Annotated in this window: 9 protein-coding genes and 1 other RNA gene; 6 read left to right on the top strand and 4 right to left on the bottom strand. The window is 69.7% G+C overall.

Annotated elements, in window-relative coordinates:
- Positions 1–75 precede the first annotated feature (75 nt).
- Both H9X80_RS02330 and rbsK read left to right on the top strand, forming a co-directional pair.
- A complete protein-coding gene (locus H9X80_RS02330; protein ID WP_204792757.1) occupies positions 76–768 on the top strand; it encodes a helix-turn-helix transcriptional regulator in 693 nt (230 codons plus the stop codon).
- A gap of 224 nt (positions 769–992) precedes the next feature.
- Positions 993–1,904, top strand: coding sequence for a ribokinase (gene rbsK, locus H9X80_RS02325; protein ID WP_204792756.1), 912 nt, complete (start codon positions 993–995; stop codon positions 1,902–1,904).
- A gap of 6 nt (positions 1,905–1,910) precedes the next feature.
- Here rbsK and H9X80_RS02320 read toward each other — a convergent pair whose 3' ends face one another.
- From H9X80_RS02320 to H9X80_RS02305, 4 genes are all read right to left on the bottom strand, one after another.
- On the bottom strand, positions 1,911–2,777 hold the full coding sequence (locus H9X80_RS02320; RefSeq protein ID WP_204792755.1) for an alpha/beta hydrolase: 867 nt from the start codon (positions 2,775–2,777) through the stop codon (positions 1,911–1,913).
- Between the two features lie 63 nt (positions 2,778–2,840).
- Positions 2,841–3,698 (bottom strand): alpha/beta hydrolase, encoded by an 858-nt coding sequence (locus H9X80_RS02315; RefSeq protein ID WP_204792754.1) that lies wholly within the window; start codon positions 3,696–3,698, stop codon positions 2,841–2,843.
- Between the two features lie 140 nt (positions 3,699–3,838).
- Positions 3,839–4,429, bottom strand: coding sequence for a hypothetical protein (locus H9X80_RS02310; protein WP_204792753.1), 591 nt, complete (start codon positions 4,427–4,429; stop codon positions 3,839–3,841).
- Positions 4,430–5,223: 794 nt separating this feature from the next.
- Positions 5,224–7,038: an adenine deaminase gene (locus tag H9X80_RS02305; RefSeq protein WP_204792752.1), complete on the bottom strand. Its 1,815-nt coding sequence runs from the start codon at positions 7,036–7,038 to the stop codon at positions 5,224–5,226.
- 92 nt (positions 7,039–7,130) lie between these two features.
- Between H9X80_RS02305 and ffs the strand changes: the two genes are divergently transcribed.
- The 4 genes from ffs to dnaX all read left to right on the top strand — a co-directional run.
- Positions 7,131–7,226, top strand: an RNA gene (gene ffs, locus H9X80_RS02300) — signal recognition particle sRNA small type.
- Positions 7,227–7,843: 617 nt separating this feature from the next.
- A complete protein-coding gene (locus H9X80_RS02295; RefSeq protein ID WP_204792751.1) occupies positions 7,844–8,323 on the top strand; it encodes a PH domain-containing protein in 480 nt (159 codons plus the stop codon).
- Between the two features lie 504 nt (positions 8,324–8,827).
- Positions 8,828–9,112, top strand: coding sequence for a PH domain-containing protein (locus H9X80_RS02290; RefSeq protein ID WP_204792750.1), 285 nt, complete (start codon positions 8,828–8,830; stop codon positions 9,110–9,112).
- 394 nt (positions 9,113–9,506) lie between these two features.
- Positions 9,507–11,550, top strand: a 2,044-nt coding sequence (dnaX, locus tag H9X80_RS02285; RefSeq protein ID WP_204792749.1) for a DNA polymerase III subunit gamma/tau, incomplete at its 3' end; no start/stop codon positions are given.

Here is an 11,550-nt window from a genome sequence, read left to right as displayed (position 1 = left end):
TGGTGGCGGGCGACCGTCTGGTACCGTATCGTGAGCGCTGCCGGCAGACGGACACGCCACGACGAAAGGCCCGCCATGAGCTTTCGCGACAACCTCCAGCACCTGCGCGCCACGCGCAACATGACCCAGGAGCAGCTTGCCATGCTGCTGGGCGTCTCCCGGCAGTCGGTGACCAAATGGGAGGCGGAGCACTCCGCCTTCGTGCGGGCGCACCCCTTCGTCAAGGACTTCTACACCGAGGAGGACCGCGCCGCCGCGCGCCGGAGCATGTCCCGCGGCACCGTGGCGGGCATCGCCCTCATCTTCGTGGGCGTGGTCTGCCTCATGGTGCTCGGCGAGAGTCGCGCCACGGAGCGCGAGGGCCTCTGCCTGCTCCTGCCGTTCATCGCCGCGGGCGCGTGGCCCATCGTGCACTGCGGCATGCTGCTCGGCCGCACCAACGTGGCCGAGTACAACCGCAGCACGGCAGAGGACCTCGAGGTCGAGGACATCCTGGGCGCCCGGGTGTCCGACGAGGTCAGGGACGCCCTGCTCACCCAGAGGCGCTCGAGCCAGCAGGTCAGCGCCGTCTGCGGGGTCATCATGATCCTGGCGACCATCGTGGGCCTGGTGCTGCTGTTTGCCCCGGCGCTCTCCGCTCCGGACCCGTCGGAGTTCGACCCTGCCGGCACCTCGGCCATGTGGTTCTGGGTGGCCTGGCCCGTGGGCGCCATGCTCTGCGGCGTGGTGACGCTGCTCATGAAGGCCTTCTCCGGCAGAGCCGACTAAACGGCGAGAAGAACCTGGGGATCGTTGGCCGCCTCCGTGCATGACGCGGGGATGGCTTTCTGCCTGAGGCCCTTCTCGCCACGGGGTGGCCGCCACGGGCGGGAGCAGAGAGTGCCAAACAGTAGAAAAGAGTGTAAAAGAGTAGAAAAGAGTGTAAAAGAGTAGAAAAACTCGGGCGCTGTATAGTCTGTTCAGGGATTTCCGCAGCTACGCGAGGAGGAGCCATGCCGAGGGTCATCGTCTTTGGAAGCGTCAACATGGACCTATCCGTGGAGGCTCCGCGCATGCCGGCGGCCGGTGAGACGATCAACGGGTCCGGCTTCATCACCAACGCCGGCGGCAAGGGCGCCAACCAGGCCGTGGCCGCCGCGCGGCTGGGGGCGGACGTGCGGATGGTCGCGGCTGTGGGGGCGGACTCGTTTGGCGACGAGCTCGTGGCCGGCATGGAGGCGTCAGGCGTGGACTGCGCCGACGTGCGGCGGCTTTCCGAGGTGCCGACGGGCGTGGCGGTGATCGTGCGCGTGGCGGGGGACAACCGCATCGTTCTCTCCGCGGGCGCTAACCACGCGCTCGGCGCGGAGGACGTAATCTCTGACCTGCGACGCATTGGCCAGAGAGGCGACGTCTTCCTCACGCAGGGCGAGTGCGACCCGGACGCCACGCTCGCGGCGCTCCGTGCGGCCCACGAGCTTGGCCTCTACACCATCTACAACCCGGCGCCCGCGCGCCCGGTGCCCGACGACGCCTGGTCCTCCGTGGACCTCGTCTGCCTGAACGAGACCGAGTGCGAGATCATGTGCGGCGTGCTGCCCGCAGACGGCGAGACCCGCCTTTCGGCCGCGCGGAGGCTCCGGGGGCTTGGCGTCGGGGCCGTGGTCATCACGTTGGGCTCGGAGGGGTCCTTCGGGCTTGCGTGCGGGGGCGACGCCGTGAGCGTGCCCGCCGTCAGGACGCAGGTCGTCGACACCACGGGAGCGGGCGACACCTTCATCGGGGCGCTTGCCGCGGGCTACGTGCGCGGGCTCTCGCTCGAGGAGGCCATGCGGTGGGGTGCCGCCGCGTCGGCCGTCACGGTGAGCCGTCTGGGCGCGCAGCAGGCCATCCCCACCGCCGCCGAGGTCGCGGCCGTTCGCTAGGCGGGTCTACTGGTTGTTCTTGGGCGGCCGCAGCTGGGTGAGGGCCGTGTAGTCCACGTCCGCGGAGGACGGCTGCATTGGGCCCGGCGCGTACCAGTCGAGCGCGCAGTCGATCCAGGCGTTCCAGAACGGCCACTCGTGCGCGCCGATGTCCGGCTCCCAGTAGGTGACGTCGAAGTCCGCGTCGCGCAGGAGCTTCACGAGGTCGCGGTTGTTCTGGCACAGGTTGTCGTGCAGTCCGCACGCGGAGTAGAACTTGGGCTTGGGCAGGTCAGGGTTCTCGCGGAACTTGTTGATGAGGGTCACGTAGTCCTTGTCGGAGCCAATCACCGTGTCGATGTCCCCGAAGAAGCGCTCATAGTACTTGCGCTTGCGCGGCGAGTGCGACTGGACCGCGTCGAGCACGCGGTCGCGCATGAAGGCGCCGGAGAGGATGATGATGCTGCCGAAGCGGTCCGGCCGCAGCAGGCCGTTGATGAGGGCGGTGTAGGCGCCGATGGAGATGCCCGCAAGCGCCGTGTCCTCGCGCTTGGCCGACAGCGGGAACAGGCGGCGCGTGAAGTCCACGAGCTCCTCGCTGATGAACTTGCCATGCCACTCGTTGATCTCGGGCTTGTTGAGGTAGAGCCCGTCCTCGCCCGAGGGCATGATGAGGGCGATGTCGCGCGCCTCCGCCGTCTCCACCACGTGGGTGCGGTCGATCCAGTCCACGTCCTGTCCGAAGAGCCCATGGAGCAGGTAGACCGTGCGGTAGGGCCCCCGGCGCTTCTTCGCGAGCTTGTCGCCGTCCATCTTGTCCACGGGCAGGACTGCCGTGAGCACGACGTTGCGCTGGAGGTAGTGGGAGTAGAAGTCAACGCGAAGCAGTGCCATTCTCGCATCCCTTCCCCTAGGCCGAGCTGCGGCCCGTTTGCCGATCCGCCGCGGCGCCGGGGGCTACAGGAGCCAGTCGAGCGCCTGCGGGAGCGCGGCGTTCCAGAAGTCCCAGTCGTGGCCGCCGCTCATCTCATGATACGTGACGTCGAGCCCCGTGTCGCGCATGCGTTGGGCCAAAACCCGGTTGGGCTCGGCAAGCGGGTCCTGGTTGCCACAGGTCATGAAGATACGCGGGCGCGGGCGGTCGCAGTAGACGAGGTCCGCCGCCAGGCGCGCCGGGTCCTTGTCGGAGCCGCGCACCTCGTTCAGGTTGCCGAAGGTGTGCTCGAGGAACGGGCGGGAGAGGAAGAACAGGCCGTCCGAGGAGATGAGCTGATCGAAGCTGTCGATGATCATGGCCGAGGAGAGCGACACGATGGCGCCGAACGTCTCGCAGTACTTGAGGCCGTTGCGCAGCGCGCCGTAGCCGCCCATCGAGATGCCGCCGATGAAGGTGTCCTCGCGGCGGTCGGACAGCGGGAACATCCGGCGCGCCACCTCCACGAGCTCCTGGCCCACGAAGCGGCCGAAGTAGTTGTGCACCTCGGGCTGGTCCAGGTAGAAGGCGTTGTAGCCGGACGGCATGACCACGGCGATCCCGTGGGTCTCCGCCCAGTTGCGGATGCGGGTCTCGGAGATCCAGTCCGCGTGGTTGCCCGAGATGCCATGCAGCAGAAAGAGCGTCTTGAAGGGTGCCTTGCGCGGCGGGTAGGGCTGGCCCTCCCAGGCCTTGAGCTCGCCCTCGAGCGAGCCGTCGGTGTGGCGCAGGGCCGAGTCGGTGGCGTAGGCCGCGCCCTGGTCGTCAAAGGGGAGGATGACCTCGAGCGTGGTGGTGCGCATGAGGGAGGAGGAGAAGTAGTCGACGCTGATGAGTGCCATGGTGGCTCCTTGGGTCGGGGGAGAAGAACGACGCACAGTATAGCGTGTGCGTGAAGTCGGCGACGTTTCGAGCTCGTCTCGCCGTCCCGCCCGTGCTGCGGGGCACGCAGGCTGGCCCCACCCCTCCTGCTGCGCCGCCGCTAGCGGAGCTTCCCGCGCAGGAACTTCACGAGCTCGTGGAAGCGGCTCTCGCTGAGGGCGCTGCGCGGCACGAACACGTAGCGGCGCCCGGTGAACACCGCCACGAGCGACTCGGCAGTGCTGTGAACAAAGCGCAGGTCGGAGTAGCTGCAGTCGAGCACGGGGCCCTTCGCGTTCTCAACGTGGATGGCGTCCTCGCAGACGGCCACGTGCGTGCGCGCGGCCTCGGGGTCGGGGGCGAGCATGGTGCCGCGGGCGTAGCGCTGCTGGAGGCCCTGCCAGTTGCGGGCGCCGTAGATGAGCGCCACCGCCACGAAGAACAGGATGATGAGCAGGACCGTCTGGTCGCCCGCAAACAGCGCCACCAGCACCAGCAGGATCAGCGACCCGAAGTTCGCCGCGGTCATCGCCGTCTTGGCGCGGGGGCCAAGCTGCTCGGCGGCGCGCACGAAGCACATCTCGTCGTAGTCAAAGGTCGCGGAGAAGCGCACGTCCTGGTACTTCTCGTCACTGAACTTGGCCGATGCGTCGGTCTTTGCCTTGGCCGCCTTGTTTGCCGCCTTGCGGCGCGCTGCGGTCTTCTTTGCCATGGGGCCTCCTTCGATTGGCTCTGACAAATCCTAGCGCCCTGTGGAGGACTTGTCTTCGAGATGTGCTTCGACGGTGAAAAACGCCGTTCGCCGGAGCGTGCCGGCTGCGGCGGCTTCGATGGGGAATGATACCTATGCGCAGGGGGCGAGCGCACGACGAGATTTGGTCGCGGGCGCTCGCACTGTAGAGCTTAAGTGCTTGGCAGCTGCCAAAGTGGGGGCCCGGACGCCACGGCGTCGACGGGCCCTCGTCTATGTTGCGGGCGGTGGTGCGCTTTGTGGCTGCTTACGGATTGACAGCCGTTGCGCCTTCGGGGTGGGTTGCTGCTTTGAGACTGCGGGGTAGTGCGCCCTGCTCCGTCCAATCTGGCGAGAAGAACGTTGTCTTGTGGCTCGTTTCTGGCTTCGAGGGCGCAACAGGCTCGATTTTTAAAGCAGGTCCGTCCGGCCAAGCCGCAACGGTCCGCGTTTCCAAAGCGGGGCCGTGTTCTAGGCTGCACCGGTCCCCGTTCCGTAAGCGTCCGCGCGCCGCGGACCTGCAATTACCGCCAATCCGTAAGCGCCCTGCGGTGCGCGGCCGGCAGAGACGTGTTGCGCACCGTTTGTGGACGTTCTTCTCGCTTGGAACGTCCTGAAACGGTGCGGGGCTGAGGGGGCACACTGTTTGTGGACGATTTTTCCAGCCAGAACGTCCTGAAACGGTGCGGAGCCGGGCGCGGGGCCGGGCGCGGGGCCGGGCGCGGGGCCGGATGCGCGGAGCCGGCCGCGCGGCCGAGCCGGATGCCCGCCGCCGCTCACTCCACGACGAGCGGCTCCATCTCAAAGGTGAGGCAGTTCACGTAGCCGCGGTTGGTGAGCCGCAGCTCCGGCACGCACGCGAGCGACATCACGCCCATCGTCATGAACGGCGAGGGCATCGTGCAGCCCATCTGCCCCCAGGCGCTTCTCGCCGCCGCGACCTTCTCGGCCACCACCTCAACGGGCTCTGTGCTCATGAGACCGCACACGGGCAGCTCCACCAGCGCCAGCACGCGACCGTCGGCCACGGCCACCTCGCCGCCGCCGCACTCCGCGAGCGTGCGGGCCGCCAGCGCCATGTCCTCGTCGTTGTCGCCCATGACCAGCAGGTTGTGTGCGTCGTGCGAGACGGTCTGCGCGAGCGCCCCGTGGATGCCGAAGCCGGTGACGAACCCCTGGGAGTGCGTGCCGGCGGCTCCGTGGTGGCGGTCGAAGACGCAGACCTTGAGCACGTCGTGGGCCGGATCGGCCAGGAGCGCGCCGTCCCGCACGGGCACCTCGACCACGATGTCGTGCGTGAGGGTGTCCCCGGGCTCGATGCCCATCGCGCGCACGCAGGCGGTGCCGTCCGCGCGGCCGTCGGCGTCAAAGCGGAACGTCTCGGCCGTGGGCGTGAGCCCCAGGTTCATCGTGTGCGTCATCCAGTCCGGCCAGGTGCGCGCCGGCGCCTCGAAGAGCGCCCGGCCGTCCTCGGCCACGAGCTCCCCGTCCACGAACACCTTGCGCGCCCGGAAGCTCTCGAGGTCGTCGAGAAGAACGATGTCGGCGCACTTGCCCGGCGTGACGGAGCCCAGGTCGTGCGCGAGCCCGAAGTACTCCGCGCAGTTGATGGTCGCCATCTGGAGGGCGGTGACGGGGTCGAGCCCCAGCTCCACCGCCGCGCGCAGGACGCGGTCCATGTGGCCCTCGCCGACGAGCGTCTCGGGGTGGCAGTCGTCCGTGCAGAGCAGGCAGAGGCGCGTGTCCACGCCGGAGGCCACGAGCTGCGGCAGGTACCCGGGCAGGTTGAGCCACGCCGAGCCGTAGCGCAGCTGCACGTACATCCCCAGCCGCAGCTTGGCGAGCACCTCGTCGAAGCTGCCCGACTCGTGGCAGGACGAGACGCCCGCCGCCACGTAGGCGTTGAGGCCGCGGTCGCGGTCCGCCGAGGGGAAGTGGCCGGTCACTACGTGGTCCGCGGCCAGGGTGGCGCGCACCTCGTCGAGGGCGTTCCTCTCGCAGGAGAGGATGCCGGGGAAGTTCATCATCTCGCCGAGCCCGACCACGTCGTCCCAGTCCATGCTCTCGGCCACCTGCGCGGCGTCGATGGAGGCGCCGGTGTCCTCCACGCCCGTGACGGCCGGAACGCACGAGGGCGTGGTGACCATCGCCTTGAGCGGCACCCGGCTGGCGTCGGCGTACATCTCGCGCACCCCGGCGAGGCCGCGAACGTTGGCGCACTCGTGCGGGTCGCAGAAGATGGCCGTGGTGCCGTGCGGGACCACGGCACGTGCGTACTCGGCCACGCCGACCATCGCGCTCTCCACGTGGACGTGGCTGTCCATGAGGCCCGGCGCGGCGTAGAGCCCGGCGGCGTCTATGACCTGCGTGTCTGGCCCGATGCAGTGCTCGGCGGTGTGCCCGTCGAGGCCGAGGTAGGCCACGCGACCGCACGCCACGGCTATGTCGGCGTCGGGCAGGATCTCGTGGGTGGTCACGCTGACCAGGTTGGCATGACGGATTACCAGGTCCGCGTTCTTCTCGCCCTGCGCCACGCGCACGAGCTCCTCGTTGCACTCCCAGAGCGGGGTCTTGCAGAAGCGGTTGAGCATGGCGCCTCCTTGGTCGGGCCGACGGTTGGGACTAGGGTAGCGCGGCGCTGGCGGCGCGGGGGCGACTTTGGTAGAGTGTTCTGCGAGCGCGTTCGGTGGGTTCGGGTGACGCAACACCTCGAACCTGGTCAGGGCCGGGAGGCAGCAGCCATAAGGGGCCTCTGGCGGGCACCCGTTCCCACCGAGCGCGCTTTTGTTGTGCCGCAATGGTGTGCGGGGCCCTGTCGCGGGTTCTTCTCGCCTGCTGCGGCGCGGCGAGAAGGACGGTTCGCTTGCAAAATCGTGCCTGTTGCGGCGTCCCGACGTCCGCACACTTACGAAAGCGAAGCTGTTGCGCCGCTCCAGCTGCCGTGCGCTTACGAAACCGAGGTCGTTGTACTGCCCGGTCGCCCGACGCTTACGAAAACGAAGCTGTCGCACTGTCTCAACGCCTGCATGCTTACGATATGCCGGTTGTTGCGGCCAAAGGCGGCCTCCGCGCCGCATCAACCGCGGTTTTGTAAGCACGTCAGAGCCCTGGGCCCGCACCAACCGCAACTTTCTAAGCGATGTAGTGGGTCGGGCCGCAACACCCCGCATTTTGTAAGCAGCCAAACGGGCCGAAGGCTCAACGCCTGCGCTTTTGTAAGCACCGCCACCCGTTGCCGCCGCGCCTGCCCCCGAAGCCGCCGCCCGCCCGCCGCTGCTCCCCGTTCGGCCCCGCCGCCCACGGCAAGCTTGACTCGGGGGGGGGGGTGCTCTGTGCGACAATGGCGCGAGGTGACCGCGCCCGGCCGCGCCTGCAGCCCCCGACGAGAGGACCGCGATGACCCCGCTTCCCACACGCCGCCTGGATCCCAGGATGCTGCGCGTCTGGTACGTGTCCGACGCCATCGGCATGGTGGTCGTGGCGGCGATCGCCGTCGTGGCGTGGCTCGCGGTGCGCCACGCGGGCGGCGACGTCCTCTGGGTCTACCTCGCGGCTGGCGTCGTGGAGGCCGTCTGCCTTATCGACCTGCTCGTGAGTCCCCGCGTTGAGTACGCGACGTGGCGCTTTGACGTCACGCCCACCGACGTGGACCTCTACCACGGCATCTTTGTTAAGAAGCGCGTGCTCGTGCCGCTGGTGCGCGTCCAGCACGTGCAGACCAAGCAGGGCCCCATCCTGCGTGCGAACGGCCTGGCCAGCGTGACCATCGCAACGGCGGGCGAGAGCTTCGAGATTCCGGGCCTTGCGGAGGCAGATGCCGAGGCCCTGCGCGACCGCGTGGCCGAGCTCGCGCGCCTTGCCAAGGAGGACGTGTGAGCGCCGACGAGAAGGACCCGCGGCCCCCGGCTCCCCCTGAGGCGGAGTCCCGTCCCGCCGCCCCGGTGCACCCCTCGGCCGCACCCTCGGTCCCCGACGCCACGCCCTGCGGCCGCGAGCTCGAGCGCCTAGCCGTGCCCGAGCGCTCGCTCTTCGAGGACGCGGCGGACGTGACCCCGGAGGCCCTTCGGGGCGTCCACCGCGCCAACCCGCTCTCCGTGCTGGTGGAGGCCGTCAAGCTGGCCTCCGGCCTGGTCACGCTGCTCGTCCTGGCCCGGATGGGCCGCATTCTGTCCGGGGACGCTGCCGCCATTTTCCAGGTGCTGGCCGCGGCCGCAATCATCTTCGTTGCGTGCCTGACCCTGAGCCTCGCCGTCTGGCGCGCCCGTACCTGGGAGCTCGCCGAGCGCGAGGTCGTCCTGCACTGGGGGCCTGGCGGAGCGGGCCGCGTGGCTGGCGCGGCCGCTGTCGGTTCTGGGCGCGCTGCTCCTGGCGGGGCTGCTCGTGGCGCTTGTGGTGGACGCGCTGCGCTCCTACCGGGCGGCCCGCTACGGAAACACCGCTCGCTACCTGGTGCTTGTTTCCGGTGGGCTCACGCGGGAGGGCGTCATTGTGCCACGCGGGTGCATCCAGCACCTCCAGGCGTCCGCGAGCCCCTTCCAGCGTCGGGCTCACCTGGCCACCGTGTCGGCGCGCACCGCGGCGAGCGCGACCGACGGCCTCAGCCTGCGTGACCTGCCCGCGGACGCCGCCGACGAGCTCCTCGCCTGGCTTCGCCCGCACCGCTAGTCTCAGGGGCAGGCCCGAAAAGGGGCGAGGGCGTTTTGGGCATCGAGGCCGGCCCGCACCCGCCCGTCCTTCTCGCCGGCGCCCGTCTCCGGGGGCACGCGCGCTGCCCGTCCGTTAGGGTACGTACATCCCAATCTAGGGTACGTACACTTCCCGATGTCCTTCTCGCCGGATCGTCTGACGTTTTCGCAGGTAGGACAGCTGGCGAGAAGAGCATCAAACAAGCAATAGTGTACGTACCCTAAGAGGGTGGCTCACGTACCATACGAGGGGGTGTACGTACCCCAGGAGAGGGGGGGTGGCCCGCCTCGGCGAGAAGGGCCCGTGCCCGCCGCCCGGCCTCCGCCCGCGCGGGTATACTGATAGCCCGTAAGCCTAGTTGCCCGGAGGCCGCATGGAATCGCTCTACACCAAGTACCGCCCGCAGACGTTTGAGCAGGTCGTCGGCCAGAGCCACGTGGTCGAGACCCTCAAGCGCGCCGTGCTGGAAAACCGTACGAGCCACGCGTATCTCTTCTGCGGCCCGCGCGGCACGGGCAAGACCACGATGGCGCGCATCCTGGCCAAGGCGCTCATGTGCGAGCGCGGCCCCGCCGCGCTGCCGGACGGCACCTGCGAGCAGTGCCGGCTCATCGCGGCCGGCGAGCACCCGGACGTCATCGAGCTCGACGCGGCCTCGCGCACCGGCGTGGACAACGTGCGCGAGGAGATCATCTCGCGCGTGAACTACGCGCCCACGCTGGGCCGCTGCAAGGTCTACATCATCGACGAGGTCCACATGCTCACCACGGCGGCGTTCAACGCGCTGCTCAAGACGCTCGAGGAGCCGCCCGAGCACGTAGTCTTCATCATGTGCACCACCGACCCGCAGAAGATCCTGCCCACGATCCTCAGCCGCGTGCAGCGCTTCGACTTCCACGCCATCGGCAACGACGAGATGCAGGCCCACCTGGCCTACGTCTGCGCGCAGGAGGGCTTCACCTACGACGAGGCCGCGCTCGAGCTCGTGGTGCGCCACGCGCGCGGCGGCATGCGCGACGCGCTGACCTCGCTGGAACAGCTCTCCGTCTTTGGCGGCGGCAGCATCGACCTGGCCAGCGCCACGGACTTCCTTGGCGAGGTCTCCGGCTCCGTGCTGGGCACGGTCTCCCGCGCGATGGCCCACCGCGACGTGCCGACCCTCTTCTCCGAGGTGGCGCGCCTCGCGGATGCCGGCCGCGACCTGCTGCAGTTCACCCGCGAGCTCGCGGCGCACGTGCGCGACGTCTACGTGGTCTCGGTCGCCCCAAGCGCCGAGGACGTGGTGGCCGCCCGTGGCGACGAGCTCGACGCCCTGCGCGCCGAGGCGGCCGCCTTTGGCTCAACCGACCGACTTGCCCGCGTGCTGACCGTCCTCGGTGACGCCTCGAGCGAGATGCGCACGGCCACCAACCAGCGCCTCGTTCTGGAGATCGCCCTCACGCGCGTGGCCCGCCCCGCAAGCGACCTCACCCTCGAGTCGCTCGCCGAGCGCGTGGCCGACCTCGAGCGCCAGGTGGCGATTCTCTCCACACCCGGTGCCACGGCGAGCCCGCTCCCGTCCTCTGGCGAGAAGAACCTCGACCTCGGGCAGGCGCCCGCTGCGGCCCAGTCAGAGCCGGCGCCTGCTGCGGAACCGGCTCCGGCACCTGCACCGGTGCCCGAGCCTGTCCCAGCGCCCGCTGCTGTAGCCCCGGAACCTGCCCCGGCGCCCGTCGCCCCGGTCTCCGAGGTTGCGCCGGCGGCGCCCAAGCCTATCCCCGTGTCCGCCCCGGCCCCTAGGCCGGTTGAGCGGCCGGTCGTCGCGCCGCAGAAGCTCGTGCCTGCCCCGGCTGCTCCCGCCGCCCCTGGCGCCGGTCTCAGCGGCGGCGACCTCCAGCGCGCCTGGAAGCGCGTGGTCGACCAGCTCGTGGCGCAGGTGCCCGCCAAGGGCTCGCTGCTCCTCTCGTCGACCGCGGTCTCCGACGATGGCGAGAAGGTCACCGTCTCCCTGCCCAAGGGGTCGCACTTTGCGGCGCGCATGCTCGAGCGCGCGGACGTGCGGGCGAGCGTGGACCCGGTCGTGGCGATGACCTTTGGCCCACGCCAGGTGCTCTACGTGGAGTCCAGCCTTGCGAGCCAGGCCATCTCCAACGCCGACCGCGCCGCCGCGGCGCCCGCGCCGCGCCCGGCTGCGGCGCCACAGCCGGCACCTGCGCCTCAGCCCGCACCCGCACCGACCCAGCAGCCGGCCCCGCAGGCCGCGCCAGCCCCGCAGCCCGTCCCGGCTCCCGAACCAGTCCCGGCTCCGGCGCCTCAGCCCGTCCCCGCCTACCCGATGCCCTGGGACGCGCCGCAGCCTGCGGCGCCCACCCCCGCGCCAGAGCCTCCCGTCGACGACGTCGTCCCCTACTCGGACGCTGACGTCACCCCCTACGAGG

Origin of the sequence: Olsenella profusa (genome assembly GCF_016900315.1) — a bacterium.
GTDB lineage: Bacteria > Actinomycetota > Coriobacteriia > Coriobacteriales > Atopobiaceae > Thermophilibacter > Thermophilibacter profusus_A.
This window is presented reverse-complemented; position numbering and strand designations above follow the sequence as displayed.

Coding starts and splice junctions, on each gene's coding strand:
- H9X80_RS02330 (WP_204792757.1), top strand. CDS start 76: ATGAGCTTTCGCGACAACCTCCAGCACCTGCGCGCCACGCGCAACATG.
- rbsK (WP_204792756.1), top strand. CDS start 993: ATGCCGAGGGTCATCGTCTTTGGAAGCGTCAACATGGACCTATCCGTG.
- H9X80_RS02320 (WP_204792755.1), bottom strand. CDS start 2,777: ATGGCACTGCTTCGCGTTGACTTCTACTCCCACTACCTCCAGCGCAAC.
- H9X80_RS02315 (WP_204792754.1), bottom strand. CDS start 3,698: ATGGCACTCATCAGCGTCGACTACTTCTCCTCCTCCCTCATGCGCACC.
- H9X80_RS02310 (WP_204792753.1), bottom strand. CDS start 4,429: ATGGCAAAGAAGACCGCAGCGCGCCGCAAGGCGGCAAACAAGGCGGCC.
- H9X80_RS02305 (WP_204792752.1), bottom strand. CDS start 7,038: ATGCTCAACCGCTTCTGCAAGACCCCGCTCTGGGAGTGCAACGAGGAG.
- H9X80_RS02295 (WP_204792751.1), top strand. CDS start 7,844: ATGACCCCGCTTCCCACACGCCGCCTGGATCCCAGGATGCTGCGCGTC.